The sequence below is a fragment of the Thermosulfurimonas sp. F29 genome (genome assembly GCF_019688735.1).
Classification (GTDB): domain Bacteria; phylum Desulfobacterota; class Thermodesulfobacteria; order Thermodesulfobacteriales; family Thermodesulfobacteriaceae; genus Thermosulfurimonas_A.
Map to the genome: position 1 here is coordinate 275647 of NZ_JAIFYA010000003.1, position 18924 is coordinate 294570.

Genomic DNA, 18924 nt, shown 5'->3' on the forward strand with positions numbered 1-18924 from the left:
GGACATGAAAAGGTTTCTAATCGTTGTTTTGGCCTGGACGGTGCTTCTGGCGGGCGCGGCTTTCGCTGAGGCCCCCAGAATCGCGGTGCTGGATCTCCAAAAGGTGGTCCGTTCCTCCAAGGCCGGTCAGGAGGCCATGCAGCAGCTCCAGGCCAAGTTTAAGAAGCTTCAGGCAAAACTCGAGGCCAAGAAGAAGGAGATCGAGGCCTTCCAGCAGGAGCTCCAGAAGAAGGCCCCGCTCCTTTCCGAGGAGGCCCGGGCGGAAAAACAGCGGGAGTATCAGAAAATGGTCCGGGAATTTCGGGCCATGCAGGAAGACGCGCAGTTCGAGATGAAGGAAGCGGAGAAAAAGGCCCTGAAACCCATCTTTCAGGATCTGGAAAAGGTCATCAGGGATATGGCCCGGAAGGAGGGCTACGACCTTATTCTGGAAAAGAACATGCCCGGAGTCTATTGGGCCTCGCCCCGGGTGGACATCACCCAGCATGTGATCCAGCTCTACGACCAGTATCGGGCCAGCGGTAAAGGCCAGGCCAAATGATTCTTGCGGCGGACATAGGGGGGACCCGCTCCCGTCTGGCCCTTTTCAGGGAGGAGGGCCCCCTGCGTCCCCTGAAGCCCCGGATCTTTCCCAGCAGGGACTTCCGGGGGCTCTCCGAGCTACTGCGGAGCTATCTTGAGGAAGTCCGGGAAAGACCTCGCCGGGTGGTGCTGGCCCTGGCCGGGCCGATCCTGGGCTCCCGCGTTCATCTTACCAACCTGGGCTGGACGGTCTCGGTGGCGGGCCTGAAAAGGAACCTGGGTTTTGAGGAGGTCTTCCTCCTGAACGATCTCGAGGCGGCGGCCTACGGGATTCCCGTCCTCTCGGGGGCACGGGTGAGGACCGTCAAGGCCGGAGGGGGACGGGGGCGCGTGGCGGTGGTGGTGGCCCCGGGCACGGGCCTGGGTGAAGCCATTCTGGTGCGAAGCGGGCCCCGCCCTCTGGTCCTCCCCACCGAGGGAGGGCACGCGGAGTATCCTCCGGCAAGCGACGAGGAATGGGCCCTTTATCGGGAGCTGCGCCGCCGATACGGGCATGTGAGCCTCGAAAGGGTGATCTCCGGTCCGGGGCTTACCGAGGTTTACGCCTTTTTTTCCGGAGAGACGGTCTCTCCGGAGGAGATTATCGAGCGGGCCCGGGGCGGGGATCCACCGGCGGACAGGGCCGTTCGCCTGGTGACCAGGGCGCTGGGCCGAGAGGCCGGCACCCTGGCCCTGAAGACTCTGGCCCTCGGGGGAGTGTATCTTTCCGGAGGGCTGGCTCCGGCGCTTTCCCCGTGGTTCGAAAGCGAGTTCCTCCCGGCCTTTCTCGACAAGGGGCGACTCCGGGAGATTCTTCTAAAGATCCCCGTGCGGTTGATCACCCACCCCGCACCGGCCCTACTGGGTGCGGCCTTTTACGCCCGTTCAATGCGGATCTCCCGTTCTTCTTCGGAGAGGTAGGTAAAGTGGATCCTGTAGCGGGGGGACCAGCCCTCCCCGAGCCTTTCCGCCCATTCCACCACCATGACCCCTCTGGAGAGCATTTCGTAAAGTCCCAGCTCCTCCACCTCCTCCGGGCCGAGACGGTAAAGATCCACATGAAAGAGGGGAATCCGGCCCGGATATTCGTTTACCAGGGAGAAGGAGGGACTCACCACATAGACCTCTTCGGGCACCCCCAGTCCCCGGGCCAGCCCCTGAACGAAGGTGGTTTTTCCGCTTCCCAGATCTCCGTAAAGGAGGAGGAGATCGCCGGGGACGAGCTTACGGGCCAGGGCTTCGCCCAGGGCCCGGGTCTCCTCGGGGGAGCGGGTTCTATACACCTCCGGCATAAAACTCGAGTTCCCTGAGAACGCGGGGCAGGTTTTCCGCCACCTCCGAGGCCGTGTATCCGAAGGGTCCGTGCCTCCGGGCGAGGAGGTCGCCGGAGGCGCCGTGGAGGAACACCCCCAGGCAGGCGGCCTCGAAGGGGTCGTAGCCCTGGGCCAGAAAGGCGGCGATGATCCCGGCCAGCACATCACCCATTCCCCCCTGAGCCATCCCGGGATTGCCCGAGGAGTTCACCGCTTCGCGGCCGTCGGGGCCGGCCACCACCGTGGCCGCTCCCTTGAGGACCACCACCTGTCCGCTCCGGCGGGCGGCTTCCCGGGCCGCTTCCAGACGATCGGCCTGGATCTCCGCCTTGGAACGGGAAAGGAGCCGGGCCATTTCCCCAGGATGTGGGGTGAGCACCCGGGGCGCCCGGGCCTCGCGAAGTTGCTCCGGCCTTCCGGAAAGAGCCGTGAGGGCGTCGGCGTCGAGCACCGCCGGCACGGGAAGCTCCAGGGAAAGCCTCACGGAAAGCTCCCGGGCCTCCGGGGAAAGTCCGAACCCCGGTCCCAGCACCGCCGCATGCATCCGTTCACAGGCCGAAAGGATCGCCTCCGCGGAGGCCGGAGTCAGCTCCTGATCCGGCGTTTCCGGAGAGAGCCCCAGGGTAAGGGCTTCGGGAAGGTATCCGGCCATCAGGGGTTGAAGACTGCGGGCGCAGGCCAGGGTCACCAGACCGGCTCCGGCGCGGAGGGATCCCTTTGCGGCGAGCACCGCCGCTCCCGTCTTACCCCTCGAACCCGCAAGCACCAGCACATGGCCGTAGGTGCCCTTGTGGGTGTCCGCCGCCCGGGGCCGGAGGACGCCTGCGGCCCATTCCCGATCCAGGTACTCACGGGGTGGGGCTTTTTCCCGGACGACCCTTTCGGGCATCCCGATGTCCACCACCCGAAGCTCCCCCACATATTCCCTTCCCGGATAGACGACCTGCCCCACCTTGGGAAGGGCCATGGTGGCGGTGAGGGTGGCCCGCACCGCCACCCCCAGCGGACGCCCGGTATCCGCCGAAAGCCCGGAGGGCATGTCCACCGCCACCACCGGGACCCCGGCCTGATTCACGAGCTCCACCGCCAGGGCGAAGCGGCCGGTGAGCTCCCGGGAAAGCCCGGTCCCGAAAAGGGCGTCCACCAGGACTCCGGCGGCCCGCATCTCCCCGGCCAGAGTTCGCACCGCCTCCTCGTCCAGGGCCGGAATCAGGGGGATCTCCGCGTAGCGGGCGATCCTCAGGTTCGTTCCCGCTTCGCCCCGGTACTTCTCCTCCGGGGCCAGCAGGATCACCCGGACCGGAACGCCTCTCCGGTGAAGGTGTCGGGCCACCACCAGGCCGTCTCCGCCGTTGTTCCCCGGCCCGCAGAGGACGATCACTCCCCGGTACACCTCCCGGGGAAAACGCTCGAGAAGGAGGTCCACCACCCCCCGACCGGCGTTCTCCATGAGGACCTCCGCCGGAACTCCCACCTCCTCGATGGTGAACCGATCCAGGGCCTGCATTTCGGCGGCGTAGACCAGACGCATGTTCACTCACCCCTTTCGAGAATCACTACGGCCATAGCCAGGCCGCCCTCGTGAGTGACCGAGACCCACACCCGGTCGGCCCGGGCCTCCACCAGGGCCCGGGCCCGCCCGTAAAGCCGCACGGAAGGCCTCCCCGAGGAGGGATCCCGAACCAGGGCCACCTCCCGGAGAGAGAACCCCGAAAGACCGGTCCCCAGGGCCTTGCCCAGGGCCTCTTTTACCGCAAAGGAGGCCGCCAGGGACTCCGTCATGCGCTCCTTCCCCCGGGCGTAGGACAACTCTTCCGGCGCGAAAACTCGCCTGAGGAACCTCTCCCCGTAACGGGAAAGGAGCCCCTCGATCCTCGCCACCCGCACCAGATCCACTCCCACACCGCAAATCATACCACTCAGAAACCTTCATCAGTGAGGTTCGGCCCAAACGATGCTTCCACATTAAAATATTTCGTGATACTTTTTCAAGTCATCGCTATCTTTGAAAGGCCTTAAGGTTTTCTTGATGGCCTGCTCCTCATTTTTTTGAACCACCCCGGGATGTTAGGATCAATTAGGAACGGTGCCTCGCGAAACCTTCTACCGCCGGCGAAAAAATACCGGAGGAGGTATGACGGGAACGGGGACTCCCAGAGGGCTTATCGGAAATAGAGGATCTTGCGGAGGGCGGTTCCGGATTCCAGCCCGGGATATCGCTCCCCCGGAGAAATCCGGGAGGAGAGGCATACTCACATGTGCACGGCCCGGAAAAACGGCGACGATAAAAATCAGGTTGTTAATTTTTCACCTTGCCGTACGGTCCAATTTTATGAATTTAATAACTTCTCCTGAGCGATTTTAATTACGATTTTTTCTGCAAGTCTTTCCGGTGGCTCAGTGGTCTCAAGGCGAATGAGACTCCCGATGGGGATTTCCTCGGGAGCCTCAAAATGTTTTTTCTGGTGCAGATAGATTTCCCATCGACCGTCCGAGGGCTCACCTTCTTTCCGGGCCCGCATATTCAGCCTTTGCTTTATAATCGTGTCGGGGGTTTCACATAGTACAAAAAGGACGGGTATATCCAATTTTTTGGCAAATTTAAGAACGCCCTCACGATATTTCCGGGAGCGGTAGGTGGCATCCAGGATCACATCCCGGCCGGCCAGGAGTTCGGCCTCGGCCCGGCGGAGAAGCTCCGCATAGGTACGCTCGGTCATCTCCGGAGCGTAAAGTCCCCTCTCGTAGGGCTCGAACCGGTGCTCGGTGGGGGAGAGTCCGGCAAGCTCCTTGCGTACTACATCGGAGTTGTAATGCACGGCAAGGAGTTCGGTGGAGAGGACCCGGGCGAGAGTGCTTTTTCCCGTTCCCGAAAGTCCGAAAATTACGATGAGAAAGGGTTTGCCTCCCGCATAACGGTAGGCCAAATCAAAGTAACGGCGGGCCTTCATCAGGGATTTCTCCCGTTCCATCTCGGGCACTCGGTGATCGGCCCAGGTAAAACATCCGATCTTGCCCCGCACATACGCCCGATAGCACTTATAAAAGTCGAGAATCTCATAAAGGCCACGATCGCTGGAGAGTTCCACATAACGATCGATGAAGAAACGCGAGAGATCGTTGAGTCCGTGGAAGTCGAGATCCATAGCCATAAAGGCCAGATCCTGGGCCACATCTCCGCACCGGAACCGTTCGTTAAATTCGATGCAGTCGAACACATAAACCGCTCGCAGGTCATCGTAACAGACATTGGCGGAGTAGAGATCGCCGTGTCCGTCCCGTACGAACCCCTGCCGGATTCGTTCTTCGAAAAGCCCGCGATTTTCCTCCATGAAGCGTCTTGACCATGAGACGATGTGTTCGTAGCGCAGGCGGTTAAGGGCCTTTCCCACGAACTCCCGGGTCTGCTCGAAGTTTTCCTCCACATTGAAGCGCACGATCTCCGGGGTTCCGTAACGGTTGACCTCCGGACCGGTGGCCGCTTCCCTGAAGAAAGGCACCAGTTTCTGTACCAGAAGCTCCAGATGGGCCTCCTCAAGGCGCCTCTGAGTGATGAGGCGCCCCATCATCCCCTCTTCGGGAAGACGCCGCATTTTAACCGCCCACTCCACCACCTCGCCCTCCTCCTCAAACCGAAGCCCCTCGGGAGTCCTCACCAGCGGTGCCAACCCCAGGTAAATCTCCGGACAGAGACGGCGGTTGAGCTCCACCTCCCTCCGGCAGAAGTGTTCGCGCTTTTCCAGGGTGGTGAAGTCCAGAAAACCGAAGTTGACCGGTTTTTTGATCTTGTAAACCAGGTCCCCGGCTAGAAAGACCCAGGAGATGTGGGTCTGGCGCAATTCTACCCTTTGCGGTCGATGGGGATAGGCCTCGGGACGAAGCAATTCCTCAACTGGAAAGCCCATTTTAAATCCACTCGAAACTCTGGATCACCATAAAAACGGCCTTTCGGGCCTTTTTCGGACTGGTAGGATGAGCCATATGGGTGACGATGACAACCACCATTCCTCGCCGTTTCTTCTAATCCGGTCGAAGTCTCCTCCCGCTAGGGTGCGGACGAGCTTCTCCTGCACAGCAATGCCGTGACGGTTCTTGAGGAAGGGTGCCAGCCACCCGAGCTCACTTCCTCTCCTTTGCTGTTCCCGGGCGAATCTTCCCTGGTCCTCGGAGAGTTTTTTGATCTCCTCCGTTTTCTCCCTGGCCTCCGCCAGTTCGTGAACAACCTGCCATACCCGCCTTAAGTTCTCCTCGGTCTGTTTCCCGAATGGGTTAAGGCATTCCTTCGTCCGCCTCTGCGCCTCGGCCGGGGCCTTTACCTTCCGGCTCGGCCCGGACAGGTTTTCGCTCAGCACATTCAGATTCCGGGAAAGGTTTTCCACCGTCTTGTTCAGGACCTGAAGGTCCTCCCGGATGCCCTGATTCTCCAGACGCTCGGCGTGCCTTTCCACCTTTTCGAGCGCGGCCAGAAGAATCTCCCGGAACCGGAGATCCGCCTCGGTTATCTTACATATCAGGGCCGCGAAAAAGGGCATCCCTTCCCCTCCTTTTACGAAGATATTATAATACCCGAAGAGTACTGCCAAGGGAGGCCTTTATGTACCTGTCTTTTTATTTTCTCGTTCTGCTGGTGATACTTTTTCTTTCCTCGGCCATCCGGATCCTTCGGGAATACGAGCGGGCGGTGGTCTTTCGTCTGGGGCGGTTTCTGGCGGTGAAGGGGCCGGGGCTCATCATCCTCGTCCCGGTCATCGACAAGATGCGCAAGGTGGATCTCCGGGTGGTTACCCTGGATGTGCCTCCGCAGGAGATCATCACCCGGGACAATGTATCCATCAAGGTGAGTGCGGTGGTTTACTTCCGCGTGGTGGAGGCGGACAAGGCGGTCATCCAGGTGGAGGACTACTACTACGCCACCAGCCAGCTGGCCCAGACCACTCTGCGGAGCATATGCGGGCAGGCCGAACTCGACGAGATCCTTTCCGAGCGGGAGAAACTGAACGCCCGGATCCAGAAGATCCTGGACGCCGACACCGAGCCCTGGGGGGTGAAGGTCTCCAAGGTGGAGATCAAGGAGATCGATCTTCCCGAGGAGATGAAGCGGGCCATGGCCAAGCAGGCCGAGGCCGAACGGGAACGCCGGGCCAAGATCATCAACGCCGAAGGTGAACTCCAGGCCTCGAAGACCCTGGCCGAGGCCGCCCGGATCATGACTCAGGAGCCGGCCTCCCTCCAGCTCCGCTTCCTCCAGACCCTGCGGGAGGTGGCCGCGGAGAACAACTCCACCATCGTGTTTCCCCTCCCCATAGACCTCGTCAAACCCTTCCTGGAGAAGCCTGCTGCCCCGGGGGAGCCGGAAAGCCGAAAAGTCTAGGGCAAGAACTCCACCGTTTCCACCGGAACCAGACCCCGCACGGAGTTTCCCAGAAAGAGCCTTCCGGAAAGGAGATCCGCCACCCGGATCTCCCTCTCCGCGCAGCGTCCGCTCTCCAGAAGCTCCTCCCGCAGCACCCCGGGCAAAAGCCCCAGTTCAAGCGGAGGGGTGTAGAGCCGGCCCTCGATCTCCAGGAAGACATTACTGATGGTCCCCTCGAGGAGGCGTCCCTTCTCGTCGAAAAAGACGATCTCGGCCAGGCCCAGTCTCTCCGCCTCCCGCCGGGCCTCATCGTAGTAAGGTCGGTGGGTGGTCTTGTGGAAGAGAAAGGCCTCCGCGGAAAAGTCCCGTCGTTTCAATCCCACCCTTACCGGCCGGGGGAACTCCTGCAGGGGGTGCACCTCCACCCGCACCTCCCCCCATTCCGAAAGGAGAATTCGCACCCGGGCCCCCTGTCGCAAATCAGCCGTCCGTCTTTTAATCTCCTCCCTTATCCTTTCCTCCGGAAAGGGCAGGGTGAAGAACTCCGCCGAACGCCTGAGGCGGGCCAGGTGCCTCTCGAGGCGCACCAGGCCCCTTTCCGGCTCAAAACGCAGGGTCTCCACCAGGTCGAATTCCGGCGGCTCCTCGGTGAGAAAGCGGGCCTTGAGCAGACACTCCCGCCACTCCTCCTCAGGGTCGCTGTCCCACACCACCCCGGAGCCGATGCCGAACTCCCCACGGTTGCCTTCCAGGACCACCGTGCGGATGGCCACATTGAAGACGAAGTCACCGTTGGGCCGGATGAATCCCACGGCTCCGGTGTATATCCCCCGGGGTTCGGCCTCGAGCTCCGCGATGATCTCCATGGTCCTTATCTTCGGGGCCCCGGTCACCGAACCGCAGGGGAAAAGGGCCCTCACGATCTCGCCGAAGGAGGCTCTCTCACGCAGCCTCCCCTCCACGGTTGAGATCATCTGGTGCACCGTGCGGTAGCGTTCAACTTTGAAAAGCTCCGGCACCCACACCGACCCGGGCTCGCACACCCGCCCCAGGTCGTTCCGGATGAGGTCCACGATCATCACATTCTCGGCCCGGTTCTTGGGGTCCGAGGCCAGGCCGCGGGCGACCTCCTCGTCCTCGGCGGGGAAGCGCCCCCGGGGGGCGGTGCCCTTCATGGGTGAGCTGCAGAGCCTGCGCCCCTCCCGCCGCAGGAAGAGCTCGGGCGAGAGACTCACCACCGAAAACTCCGGGGTCTCCAGAAGGGCCGCGTACCGCACCCTCTGTTTTCGCAGCAGGCGGAAAAAGAGGGCCTCCGGCTCTCCCTCGAACTCAAAGTGATACTTCAGGGTGTAGTTCACCTGATAGGTGTCGCCGGAGGCGATGTAGGCCTTGATCCGGGAGATGGCCCGGTAGTAGTCCTCCTCGGTGAGGTTGAGGCGGAGGTTCTTCACTTCGGCCGGAGAGGTCCGCGGACGCGCCTCAAGCCGCACGGCCTCCGGGGCCTCGAAGACCCCGAACCAGGCCAGCGGCACCCCTTCCGGCCTTCGTCCCCTCAAAGGGGCCAGCTTTCCCTCAAGCCAGTATCCGAATTCGTAAGCCAGGAACCCCGCCGCGTAAAATCCCTCCCTTACCGCCTCCTCCAGCTCCAGCAGGAAATGCTCCGGGTCTCCCCCCTGAAAGACCAGCACCCTGCGTGGGGAGGAAAAAAGCCAGCCCTTCCCCTTTATCCCTTCGAGCCAGAGAAACCGCATTCCTTTCTAAGTAAACCCCTTCCTCCCTTCTTACAAGACTTCCCCGTTGGGGGCTTCGCCCCCAAACCCCCGTGGTGCCTGTGGGTGCGGGTTTTCGGTTAACGAAAGCCAGGGTTAATGGCCCGTATCACCGAATTTGCCGTTCTGGAGGCGGAGGTCCGCCGGATATTCGGGTAAAATTAAGGTGTGGGGGTCTGCAGGGTCTGCGGGAAGGAGGCCAGAACCATATCCTCGAGGATCGGGTTCTGCGTCCGCTGCATCAGGGAATACTGGCCGGAGATTGAACCGGAAATAAGAGAACTTCACGCCCGCACCCGCCGGGCTTTCGGTCTTCCCGAAGCTCCTCCCCGGGCCGAGGAAGGCCTTCCCTGCAACCTCTGTTTTCACCGTTGCCGCATCCCGGAGGGGGCCTTCGGTTACTGCGGGGTGTGGCAAAATCGGGAGGGAAGACTCGTCGGGGCAGGTCCAAACGAAGCCCATGTGTCCTGGTATCTCGACCCCCTGCCCACAAATTGCGTGGCCGACTTCGTCTGTGCCGGAGGCACCGGAGCCGGTCATCCCCGCTTCGCCCATCGCCCCGGGCCTGAGTACGGCTACTTCAACCTGGCCGTCTTTTACGAGGCCTGCAACTTCAACTGCCTCTACTGCCAGAACTGGCACTTCCGGCGAAGATCCCTGCGGGACCGGGGACGATCCCCGGAAAGGATGCTTGCGGACCTGCGGCCCGAGGTCTCCTGCATCTGTTACTTCGGCGGAGATCCGGGCCCTCAGGCTCCCCACGCCTTGGCCCTGTCACGCAGGGCCCTGGAGAGGACTCCGGGCCGCATCCTTCGGATCTGCTGGGAGACCAACGGGGCCGAAAACCCCCGGATTCTGCGCCGGATGATGGAACTCTCCCTGGAGACCGGCGGCACCCTCAAGGTGGACCTCAAGGCCTTCAGTCCCCCGGTGCACCGGGCCCTCTGCGGAGTGTCCAACACGGCCACCCTGGAGAACTTCCGGGCCATGGCGGAGCTGGTTTCCGCCAGGGCCGACCCCCCTCCTCTCGTGGCCTCCACCCTGCTCGTGCCGGGCTATGTGGACGAGGAGGAACTGGAAGCCCTGGCCCGCTTTCTGGCCGAACTCAACCCCGAGATTCCTTGGGCCCTCCTTGCCTTTCATCCCGACTTCTACCTGAACGACCTCCCCACCACCTCCCGCCGGCACGCAGAGGCAGCCCTGGCCCTCGCCCGCTCCGCCGGCCTCAAAAGGGTCAGCCTGGGTAATGTGCACCTGCTGGACCCATTTTCTTATTGATCTCGGCGTCTATCTAGGATAAAATTTCTAAAAATTAAAAGGAAAAAAACGACTTAAATATGCAAATAGGGATTTATTTCAAACAAAAACTGTTAGCCGAAGCTCTTGACCATTATTTAAAAACAAATGGGCTTGAATCTCATGTTATTTCTGACGATAATAACCTCAAATGTGATATACTTTTAGTGGATTATACGACCCTTCTTTCCAGTTCTGCAGTGATTCGAAATTCCTCGTCCAGGATTGTATTATTTGATACCGGACTTAGTAATCTTCACAAAAAAATAGCCTTTTTCTTGTTTGGAATTCAAGGAATTATTTGTCCGGATACATCCTGGCCTTTGTTTGTAAAAGCCCTGCAAGAAATCCATAAAGGAGAAATTTGGTTTAAGCGCTCTTTTATGGAAGAAATGCTTAATTTTTATAAGACTACCAATAATATAAGACCTTTCTCTCAAAGAGAAAAAGAAATTCTTTTTTGGATTTGTGTGGGACTCAAGAATGAAGAAATTGCTAAATGCTTAAATATAAGTCTATCTACAGTAAAGATTACTGTTTCAAAATTGCTTAAAAAATTAAATGTAAAAAATAGAACTCAATTGCAAACAACTCTGCTAAGTAGTGCTTTATGGAATCAAATGAGTGAAATAAACTTTTTTGAAAGTCTCAAGTCCTTGTTATGTTTGACAGAAATTTAGAATCCGTGTGAACTCTGAGGCGGACTTTATTCGGGATCCTAGGGGCCGGTGGTGCCCTTATAACCGAATTGAGGGGGCTTTACTTTTATTCGGTCCGGAGCTTAAATCTTTTTGATGCGAGAGAAGGTACTTGTATTTTCTTCTCTCCTGGTTCTATTCTGTGCCGCTGTTTCTTTATGGGCGCTTGATATCAATACCGCCACGGAGAAAGAGCTTGCCGGGCTTCCGGGGATCGGGCCGGTGCTGGCCCGTCGAATAGTGGAGTATCGCCGGAGGCACGGTCCTTTTCGCAGCCCCGAGGATCTCCTGGCTATTAAGGGTATCGGTCCCCACCGATTGGAACGGCTGCGGCCCTACCTAAATTTCGGTCCTGGCGGGGGCGAGGGACCCTCCTCCGCTCCGGTTTCGGAGGGTTCCATCTACCGCTGGGTGGACGAAAAGGGAGTGGTTCACTTCACTCAGTTTCCGGAGGAAATCCCCCGGCGTTATCGTTCCCGGGCCAAAAGGATTCCCTTTCCCGCCGGGAAAGCCCTCGGTGAGGCAAGCCCTTCGGAAAATTCCTCGGGAGGGTTAGGGCAGAGGTTAACCCCCGGTCCGGCGAAACCTGCTACGGACATTCTGGGGCGAGACATCGAATGGTACCGTCGGGAGAAGACCCGGCTTAAAAACGAGATTGCTCGCCTTAAAAAACAGACTCGTGAAAATCGCGAGGTGATGCACCTCCTTCTCAGAAATTCTCCCCGGGCTCGACGGGGAATTCGTACCGAATATGGTCTCCGGATCGGCGAAGGGCGATTTCTTCAACGCTGGGCGGAATACAGGCGCCTGCGGCGCATCAATCAGGAGCTGGAAAAGAAACTCGCCGAACTCGAGTATCGTCTTGAGAAGGGTCTTTACCGGGAGGCCTTGAGAACCCACGCTCCGGAGGAGGTGCTCCGGTTCCTCAGTAACGATCCCTGAAGGCCGGAAGTTCCCGCGCCAGGCCATGAAGAAGCCTTTCGTTTTCCTCCGGGGTTCGCAGGGCGATTCGGAGGTATTCTTCGGAAAGCCCCCGGAAGTTGTGACAGGAACGCACCAGGAGGTGATGTTGCCGGAGGAGGCGGTCGCGGAGAAGGGGGGCGGAAGTCCCCGGGGGAAGCTTGACCAGGAGGAAGTTGGCCCGGGAGGGAAAAGTCCGGAGTCCCAGGCCGGAAAGCCTTTCGGCGAGATGCCTTCTTTCCTCGGAGACGAATCGGCGCACCCGTTCCTCGTGGAATTTCTGCCGGAGCAGATATTCCCCGGCCACCTGGGCCAGACGATTTACCGCCCAGGGAAGCTCCCTTGAAGCCAGTTTTTTCCGTAAAGCGGCCCCGGCCGCGGCAAAGCCCAGCCTGAGTCCGGGCACGCGATAGATCTTGGAGAAGGAAAAGAGAACCACCAGGTTTTCGGGAAAGGGACTCGCGGTAAGGAGGCTTTCCCGGTCTTCGGCGGCGAAGGGGAGGTAGGACTCGTCCACCACGAAGAAGGTCTCCCCGTGTTTCCGGATCAGGGTGAGAAGTGATTCCCTTTCTAGGAAGGCCCCGGTGGGATTATTGGGATTGCAGAGAAAGACCAGATCTCCGGGGGATGCGGCGGCCTCGAGCTCCTGGAGGGGGGGACGGAAGTCTTCCTCCTCACGGGCCGGGAAGAAGAGCGGGACTTTTCCGGCGCGTCGGGCCGCGTCCTCGTAATCCGCGTAGGTGGGCGTAAGGATCAGAATTCGTCGGGCCCCGAGGGCCTCCGGCAGGGCGAAGATCCATTCCGTGGTCCCGGAGGAGGGGAAGAAGGCCTCCGGCGGAGGGCCGAAACGCTCGGAAAGGGCCCTTCGCAGAGCGAAACTGTCCACTTCGGGCAGGTGCTCGATCTCCCGGAGGTGCTCCGACAGGACCCGGTAAAGTCCCTCCGGCGGGGGGAGGGGACTCACATTGCTGCTGAAGTCGAGGATGTCTTCCGGGGCGAGACCCAGTTCCCGGGCCAGGTGATAAATCTCGCCCCCGTGGCCCCGGATCACCTCCACTCTCCGGTTCGGAGGTGTCGTTCGATCCGTCCGGACAGATCCAGGGGACGCCCGGGATTTCTCGGATCGACCTCTCCCTCGGCAAGGGCCTTAAGGGTGTAAACGATGAGGGGAAGCTCGCGCCGCACCCCTTCCTCCCTGATCCGGCGAAAGAGGGGTTCCGCTTCGCCTTCCTCGGAGATGAGGGCAGAGAGTCCCTTCGAAAGAAGTTTCTCCTCGCAGGCTTCCCAGAGAGGGCGAAAGGATTCGTCCCGTACGGAGAAGCGACAGAAGGTTATAGCCGGCCCCTCGTCAAGCACCGGGGTGACCCGATGCATCATGACCCCGGTTTCCGCGGCCCGGGCCGAGATGAGCTGCCAGATGACCTCCTGCCAGGTCCCCTTGGGCCCCCCGGGAAGGGCCGGATGGAGATTGATCATGGGGAGCCTTTCGCACATCTCCTCCGAGACCACCCACATGTACCCGGCCAGCACCACCAGGTCCACCTCTTCGGGGAGCTTCTCCAGCACCGCGCGGTGATAAAGGGTGCGCCAGAGTTCCCGATCCCTCCGGCGGAGTTCGGGCTCGAATTCCCTGGCCGAGAGGTGGATCACGGGCAGGTTCAATTCCCGGCAGAGATCGAGGAAGATATCCGATTCCCGACTCTCCCCGGGCCTGCGGCTGAGAAACACATAGGTGATCTCCGCGGGTAGAAATCCCTCGCGAATGCGGTCGTGGACCGTCTTGAGCAACCATCGCGCCGCTTCGTCTCTTCCGGTGGAAAACCAGCCCAGACGGTACATGCTCCTCCCTCAAATTTCATACCTTCTTTTCCCCGCCGGGGCAAGTTTTAGTGGAGGGTGTTCGGAAAATGGGAAGAGTTTTCCCGTTTGACTTTATTTGCACCCTCCCCCTGACCCCCTCCCGGAGGGAGGGGGGTCAGGTTCCCTCCCCCTCTGGGGGAGGGTAAGGGAGGGGGATAAGGGTTTTCGAACACCCTCAGTTTTAGTGGCGTTCAATGAAGAGGGGGTGAGGTCTGGGGAGGAAGAGCTTTTCGTAGAGATAGAGGGCGTAGCGGTCGGTCATGCCGGCGATGAAGTCGCAGACCATTCTTTCCTTGGGCACTCCCCGGGAATAGCAGGGCATCTCCCTTTCCCACACGGTATCCCTGTGAAGGTAGTATTCGTAAAGTTCGATCAGGATTCTGCGGGCCTTTTCGAACTCCCGGCGCACCTCCGGGGCCCGGTAGACCCGCTCGAAGAGGAAGGAGCGCAGATCGGTAAGGGCCTTCAGGATCCGATCCGAAAGGTGAAGGCGGCCGTCGGCGGCAGCCAGCGTCTCCCGGATCAGGTCGGTCACCATGGTGTTGATGCGGGCCGCGTGTCTCCGCCCCAGGATGCGCAGGAGATCCGGTGGGATGTCCCGTTCCCGGATGACTCCGGCCCGCAGGGCGTCGTCCAGATCGTGATTCACATAAGCGATAAGGTCGGCCAGCCTCACCACTTCGGCCTCAAGAGTCATGGGACGGTCTTTTTCTCCGGTATTCAGTATGGGGCCCAGGCCCTTGGAGTGTTTCAGGATTCCGTCCCTCACCTCGTGGGTAAGGTTGAGGCCGCGGCCTTCCTTTTCCAGGCAATCCACCACCCGCAGGCTCTGCTCGTAGTGCCGGAACCCTCCGGGGACGAGTTCGTTGAGAACTTCCTCTCCGGCGTGTCCGAAGGGGGTGTGCCCCAGGTCGTGTCCCAGGGCGATGGCTTCGGTGAGGTCCTCGTTGAGACGGAGGGCCCGGGAAATGGTGCGGGCGATCTGGGCCACCTCCAGGGTGTGGGTGAGCCGGGTGCGGTAGTGGTCTCCGGTGGGAGCCAGGAAGACCTGAGTCTTGTGTTTGAGGCGCCGGAAGGCCTTGCTGTGGATGATTCTATCCCGATCCCGCTGAAAGCAGGTACGCAGGGGACACTCCGGCTCCCGCACCGGGCGCCCCCGCGAACGACGGGCCCTGGCCGCCCAGGGCGAAAGCCGCTCTTCCTCCTCTCGCTCCAGCCTCTCCCGAATACTACTGCCTTTCTCTAAAATAGGATCGGATCCCATTTTTCGGTCACCCGTACTTTTGGTACTTCTGTTCCTATTCTTAGATGAGAGCGATGCGTTTTCAATGTGTTGCCTCCAAAATAGGATCGGATCCTATTTTTACAGGATGAGCATGGCATCACCGTAAGAAAAGAAACGGTAGCGTAGTTTGACCGCTTCCCGATAGGCTTTGAGAACCGGTTCGCGCCCGGCAAAAGCGGAGACCAGGATTAAGAGACTGGAACCCGGAAGATGAAAATTGGTGATCATGGCCTGAACCACCCGGAAGCGGAACCCGGGATAGATGTAAAGGTCACACCAGCCCTTACGGGGCTCCAGCCTTCCGGAAAGTGCTCCCCACTCCAGGGCCCGGACGGTGGTGGTGCCCACGGCGACGACGCGTCCCCCCCTCCGGTGGGTCTCCTCCACGGCCCTCACGGTCTCCCCGGGAATCTCCACATATTCCCTGTGGAGACGGTGCCTGCGGATGTCCCGGGTCTTCACCGGGGCAAAGGTCCCGTAACCCACATGAAGCGTGAGGAAGGCCAGTTGCACGCCCTTTTCCCGTAGCCGTTCGAGCAGACCCTCCGAAAAGTGAAAGCCCGCGGTGGGGGCGGCTACGGAGCCGTCGCGACGGGCGTAAACGGTCTGGTAACGGGAGAGGTCGCTTTCCCGGGGCTCCCGTTTTATGTAAGGGGGAAGCGGTGCCTTCCCCACCCGTTTTATGGCCGAAAGGAGATCCTCCGGGCCCTCTAGAAGGAGCTCCAGTTTCCCCTCCGGGGTTTTGGCGAGAACCCGGGCCGAGAGTTCCTCGGAGAAGATTACCCGGTAACCCGGAAGGAGTTTTTTCCCCCGGTAAAGGGCCGGAACGGGTTTTCCGGATTCCGGAAGCTCAAGGAGCAGGATCTCCACCCTCCCTCCGGTCTCCTTGCGTCCCGTAAGCCGGGCCGGAAACACCCGGGTGTCGTTTAAGACCAGAAGGTCCCCGGCGCGGAGATATTCCTCTATTTCGGAAAAACGCTTCCGGTGCTCCATCCGACCGCTATCCCGATGTAACACCAGAAGCCGGGATTCCTCCCGCCGCTCCGGGGGATGATAGGCGATGAGTTCCTCCGGAAGTTCGTAGTGGTAGGCCTCCAGTCGAAAGTCCTCAGGAAGATCCTCCGAGAAAGTGGCGTTCGAGGGCTCTGCGATTGTATTCGGTGACGGTTTCATAGCGTTCCCGCAACCCCGGACCCAGCCAGACCTCAAGGGCCGAAAGGTCCTTCAGGGAATAGACGGGATCCTCCTCCTTCGGATCGTAAAGAAGGATAAGCCGTTCTCCCACTTCCCGCAAGAAGTAGTAATTTTGGCGAAGAATTTTTCCCTCCGGGAGGAGTTCCAGCAGTTCGGGCGTGTGCGTTTCGGCGAAGGAGGAATCTCCGGCGAGGGTCTCCAGACGGGCCAGAGCGGCCAGGAACTCGAGATCCGCAAGTGCCCCCCGGCCCACTTTGGGGTTTATGCGTTCTTCGTCCTCCCGGGCCCGTTCCCTTTCCATGTAAAGACGCATTTCAAGGAGTTTCTTCCGGTCTTTCTCCGAAAGACGACGCCCCGAGAGGATTTTCCGGAGCCCTTCCTCCACCCGATGCCCCAGTTCCCGGTCTCCGGCCACGAACCGGAGCCGGGTGGCCGCCACGAGTTCCCAGAGGTCGGCCTCCTCCCGCCAGTAGCGCAAAAGCCCTTCGGCGGTGGTGGTAAGGGGACCCTTGCGTCCCTCGGGACGCAGTCTCGCATCCACGGGATACCCCTCTCCGGCGGGAAGCCCGAGGGATAGGTAGGAAAGGAATCGCTGGGCCAGGCGGGCCGAAAGGAAGGCCATCTCCCCCGGGCCCTCGTAAACGAAGATCAGGTCCAGATCGGAACGATACCCCATCTCCCGGGCCCCCAGTTTGCCCAGGGCCAGCACGGCAAAGGTCCCGGGAAGCCTCCGGGAAAGTTCCTCCTCGAGCTTCCTGCGGGTTATCTCGTAGGTGAGGAGGGTGAAGCCTTCGGCCACCCGGGTAAGCCGCCGGAGAACCACGGAGAGAGCCGTTTTCCCCTGGAGGTGTTCCACCGCGGTCCGCACCAGGGTTTCCTCCTTAACCGTCCGTATCTCCGTCAGGGCCTCGTCGTAGGGGCGGGATAGCAGTCTCCGCAGGTCTTCCCGGGAAGGGAAGGTCCCGGGCTCAAAGAACACCTCGGCCAGCGCGGGATGAGTTTCCAGTTTGCTCCAGAGGTAATCCGAAATGGTGAGCAACTGGAGGAGGTCCTTGAGACGATCCGGTCTCTCCCGGAAGGCGGCGAAGAGGGCGAAGCGGCCTCCCAGCCGTTCGAAGAAGGTGAGCCCCCGGGAGAGGGCCCTGGGAGGGGAGGAGCTTTCCAGCACCGCCTCGAGAAAAGGCGCGAGCAACTCCCGGAGAAAGGCCGCTCTTCTTGCCGCAACCGGGCCTCCGGAGGCCCTTAGCTGGCGATGGAGGTCGCGCAGGAGGTGTTCCGGAAGGGAGGCGCAGGAGGAGAGCCGGGGGAGGTCCTCTCCGGAAAGGAGGGCTTTTTGCAGTTCTTCCACCAGCTCGGAGCGTTCCCGGGGACAGGTGGGGGCCAGGAACTCCGCGAAGGCCCGGGAGACCCGGCGGCGGATTTCGTTAAGGCGCGCCAGAAATTCCTCCGTTTCGGTAAAACCCAGCGCCGCGGCGAGTTCCTCAAGGGCCGCCGGTTCCCTGGGAAGACGGAAGGTCTGCTGAAAGTACCTGGTTTGAAGGCGATGTTCTACGGTTCTAAGAAAGGTGTAAGCCTCGGCGAGGAAGCGACTTTCCTCCTCCGAAAGGATACCCGCCCCGGAAAGACGCTTAAGCGCCAGGGTGATCCGGCGCACCCGGAGTTCCGGGTGTTTCCCCCCGTAGATGCTCTGGAGACCCTGTACCAGAAATTCCACCTCCCGGATACCCCCTTCCCCGATCTTGATGTCGTCTTCCGCGCCTCGACGGAGGGCCTCGCGACGAATGCGCTCCTTCAGCTCCCGTATGTGTTCGAGATAAGCAAAGTCCAGGTAACGGGGATATATTACCGGGCGAAGATCCGCGAGAAACCGATAACCCAGAGCCAGATTTCCGGCCACGGGTCGAGCCCGGATCAGGGCCAGTCTTTCGAAGGGGTGAAGCCGATAAAGATAGTATTCCCGGGCATAGGGGAGCGAAAGGCTGAGTTCGCTCTCCTTTCCTCCGGGCCGCAGACGCAGATCCACCCGCCAGAGGCGGTCTCCCTCCACCAGGGCGTCGAAAAGGCGGGTGAGTTCCTCGAAGAGTTTTATAACTGCGGTTTTGGGAAGCCCGGGGGTGTGGAAGTAGGCGAGATCTATGTCCGAGGCGTAGTTTAGCTCCCGGCCTCCGAACTTTCCGAAGGCCAGCACCAGGAGTTTTTCCTCCGGGATTCCGTGACGCGCACAGAGGTACTCCAGGGCCGCCCGGAGGAGTCCCTCCGCCAGGCGGCTGATCCTCTTCACCGTGCGCTCGAAGGGGGCGCCGCGCAGATCCAGGGCCAGGATCTTCAGGACTTCCCTCTGCTTTTCCAGACGAAGGATCCGGGCCGCTTCCCGGAAGTCCGGTCGGGGGGTCAGCTTTTCGGAAAGACGCCGCCTGAGCCCCGGCCCGGAAAGGGGGCGAAGTCCGTCTTTCTCAAGAAAGGGCCTCAGGACCTCCTCCCGGGTGGAAAGGAGATTCGCGGCGTAGGGAGAAAACCGAACCACTTTCAGAAGAAGGGAGAAATGGGGGGAGGAGAGGACGCGCTCGCGAAGTTCCTCCCCCAGATTTTCCCGCAGGCGTTCTAGATACCTTTCGCCGACCTCGGGGAATCGCAA

At 60.5% G+C, this 18924-nt stretch carries 17 protein-coding genes; 6 read left to right on the plus strand and 11 right to left on the minus strand.

Annotation, left to right across the window (positions count from 1 at the left end; all coding sequences use genetic code 11):
* Window positions 1-4: 4 nt before the first annotated feature.
* Window positions 5-541, plus strand: a complete 537-nt coding sequence (locus tag K3767_RS09770) for an OmpH family outer membrane protein (protein ID WP_221173394.1) — start codon at window positions 5-7, stop codon at window positions 539-541.
* On the plus strand, window positions 538-1482 hold the full coding sequence (glk, locus tag K3767_RS09775; protein ID WP_221173395.1) for a glucokinase: 945 nt from the start codon (window positions 538-540) through the stop codon (window positions 1480-1482). Before K3767_RS09770 ends, glk begins: the two co-directional genes overlap by 4 nt.
* Here the strand turns inward: glk and tsaE are convergent.
* From tsaE to K3767_RS09800, 5 genes are all read right to left on the minus strand, one after another.
* Window positions 1437-1853, minus strand: a complete 417-nt coding sequence (gene tsaE, locus K3767_RS09780; protein ID WP_221173396.1) for a tRNA (adenosine(37)-N6)-threonylcarbamoyltransferase complex ATPase subunit type 1 TsaE — start codon at window positions 1851-1853, stop codon at window positions 1437-1439. The genes glk and tsaE overlap by 46 nt on opposite strands.
* Complete coding sequence (locus tag K3767_RS09785) at window positions 1837-3405, minus strand: NAD(P)H-hydrate dehydratase (protein ID WP_221173397.1); 1569 nt, start codon at window positions 3403-3405, stop codon at window positions 1837-1839. The genes tsaE and K3767_RS09785 overlap by 17 nt, the downstream gene beginning before the upstream one ends.
* A 2-nt stretch (window positions 3406-3407) precedes the next feature.
* Window positions 3408-3788, minus strand: a complete 381-nt coding sequence (acpS, locus tag K3767_RS09790) for a holo-ACP synthase (protein ID WP_221173398.1) — start codon at window positions 3786-3788, stop codon at window positions 3408-3410.
* Between the two features lie 416 nt (window positions 3789-4204).
* Entirely contained in the window at window positions 4205-5779 is a 1575-nt protein-coding gene (locus K3767_RS09795) for a bifunctional aminoglycoside phosphotransferase/ATP-binding protein (protein WP_221173399.1), read from the minus strand.
* Between the two features lie 24 nt (window positions 5780-5803).
* Window positions 5804-6406, minus strand: a complete 603-nt coding sequence (locus K3767_RS09800) for a hypothetical protein (RefSeq protein ID WP_221173400.1) — start codon at window positions 6404-6406, stop codon at window positions 5804-5806.
* A gap of 62 nt (window positions 6407-6468) precedes the next feature.
* On the opposite strand from K3767_RS09800, the gene K3767_RS09805 reads away from it, so the two are divergent.
* Window positions 6469-7245 carry a slipin family protein gene (locus tag K3767_RS09805; RefSeq protein ID WP_221173401.1) on the plus strand — a complete coding sequence of 259 codons (777 nt, stop codon included), beginning with the start codon at window positions 6469-6471 and terminating at the stop codon, window positions 7243-7245.
* Here K3767_RS09805 and pabB read toward each other — a convergent pair.
* The gene (gene pabB, locus K3767_RS09810) at window positions 7242-8978 is read right to left on the minus strand and encodes an aminodeoxychorismate synthase component I (RefSeq protein WP_221173402.1); all 1737 of its coding nucleotides are present in this window, start codon (window positions 8976-8978) and stop codon (window positions 7242-7244) included. The genes K3767_RS09805 and pabB overlap by 4 nt on opposite strands.
* Window positions 8979-9164: 186 nt before the next feature.
* Here pabB and K3767_RS09815 point away from each other — a divergent pair, with 186 nt between their 5' ends.
* From K3767_RS09815 to K3767_RS09825, 3 genes are all read left to right on the plus strand, one after another.
* On the plus strand, window positions 9165-10274 hold the full coding sequence (locus tag K3767_RS09815; RefSeq protein WP_221173403.1) for a radical SAM protein: 1110 nt from the start codon (window positions 9165-9167) through the stop codon (window positions 10272-10274).
* Window positions 10275-10333: 59 nt separating this feature from the next.
* A complete protein-coding gene (locus K3767_RS09820; protein ID WP_221173404.1) occupies window positions 10334-10972 on the plus strand; it encodes a LuxR C-terminal-related transcriptional regulator in 639 nt (212 codons plus the stop codon).
* A 114-nt stretch (window positions 10973-11086) separates the two neighbouring features.
* A complete protein-coding gene (locus tag K3767_RS09825) occupies window positions 11087-11932 on the plus strand; it encodes a helix-hairpin-helix domain-containing protein (RefSeq protein ID WP_221173405.1) in 846 nt (281 codons plus the stop codon).
* On the opposite strand, the gene K3767_RS09830 is transcribed toward K3767_RS09825, so the two are convergent.
* From K3767_RS09830 to K3767_RS09850, 5 genes are all read right to left on the minus strand, one after another.
* Window positions 11916-13001, minus strand: coding sequence for a histidinol-phosphate transaminase (locus K3767_RS09830; RefSeq protein ID WP_221173406.1), 1086 nt, complete (start codon window positions 12999-13001; stop codon window positions 11916-11918). The genes K3767_RS09825 and K3767_RS09830 overlap by 17 nt on opposite strands.
* Window positions 12998-13789, minus strand: coding sequence for a phosphoribosylglycinamide formyltransferase (locus K3767_RS09835; protein WP_221173407.1), 792 nt, complete (start codon window positions 13787-13789; stop codon window positions 12998-13000). The genes K3767_RS09830 and K3767_RS09835 overlap by 4 nt, the downstream gene beginning before the upstream one ends.
* A 202-nt stretch (window positions 13790-13991) precedes the next feature.
* Window positions 13992-15074 carry a deoxyguanosinetriphosphate triphosphohydrolase gene (locus K3767_RS09840; protein WP_221173408.1) on the minus strand — a complete coding sequence of 361 codons (1083 nt, stop codon included), beginning with the start codon at window positions 15072-15074 and terminating at the stop codon, window positions 13992-13994.
* Window positions 15075-15173: 99 nt separating this feature from the next.
* On the minus strand, window positions 15174-16268 hold the full coding sequence (gene queA, locus K3767_RS09845; RefSeq protein ID WP_221173409.1) for a tRNA preQ1(34) S-adenosylmethionine ribosyltransferase-isomerase QueA: 1095 nt from the start codon (window positions 16266-16268) through the stop codon (window positions 15174-15176).
* Window positions 16204-18924, minus strand: a complete 2721-nt coding sequence (locus K3767_RS09850) for a hypothetical protein (RefSeq protein ID WP_221173410.1) — start codon at window positions 18922-18924, stop codon at window positions 16204-16206. The genes queA and K3767_RS09850 overlap by 65 nt, the downstream gene beginning before the upstream one ends.

Coding starts and splice junctions, on each gene's coding strand:
- K3767_RS09770 (WP_221173394.1), top strand. CDS start 5: ATGAAAAGGTTTCTAATCGTTGTTTTGGCCTGGACGGTGCTTCTGGCG.
- glk (WP_221173395.1), top strand. CDS start 538: ATGATTCTTGCGGCGGACATAGGGGGGACCCGCTCCCGTCTGGCCCTT.
- tsaE (WP_221173396.1), bottom strand. CDS start 1,853: ATGCCGGAGGTGTATAGAACCCGCTCCCCCGAGGAGACCCGGGCCCTG.
- K3767_RS09785 (WP_221173397.1), bottom strand. CDS start 3,405: ATGCGTCTGGTCTACGCCGCCGAAATGCAGGCCCTGGATCGGTTCACC.
- acpS (WP_221173398.1), bottom strand. CDS start 3,788: ATGATTTGCGGTGTGGGAGTGGATCTGGTGCGGGTGGCGAGGATCGAG.
- K3767_RS09795 (WP_221173399.1), bottom strand. CDS start 5,779: ATGGGCTTTCCAGTTGAGGAATTGCTTCGTCCCGAGGCCTATCCCCAT.
- K3767_RS09800 (WP_221173400.1), bottom strand. CDS start 6,406: ATGCCCTTTTTCGCGGCCCTGATATGTAAGATAACCGAGGCGGATCTC.
- K3767_RS09805 (WP_221173401.1), top strand. CDS start 6,469: ATGTACCTGTCTTTTTATTTTCTCGTTCTGCTGGTGATACTTTTTCTT.
- pabB (WP_221173402.1), bottom strand. CDS start 8,978: ATGCGGTTTCTCTGGCTCGAAGGGATAAAGGGGAAGGGCTGGCTTTTT.
- K3767_RS09820 (WP_221173404.1), top strand. CDS start 10,334: ATGCAAATAGGGATTTATTTCAAACAAAAACTGTTAGCCGAAGCTCTT.
- K3767_RS09825 (WP_221173405.1), top strand. CDS start 11,087: ATGCGAGAGAAGGTACTTGTATTTTCTTCTCTCCTGGTTCTATTCTGT.
- K3767_RS09835 (WP_221173407.1), bottom strand. CDS start 13,789: ATGTACCGTCTGGGCTGGTTTTCCACCGGAAGAGACGAAGCGGCGCGA.
- K3767_RS09840 (WP_221173408.1), bottom strand. CDS start 15,074: ATGGGATCCGATCCTATTTTAGAGAAAGGCAGTAGTATTCGGGAGAGG.
- queA (WP_221173409.1), bottom strand. CDS start 16,268: ATGAAACCGTCACCGAATACAATCGCAGAGCCCTCGAACGCCACTTTC.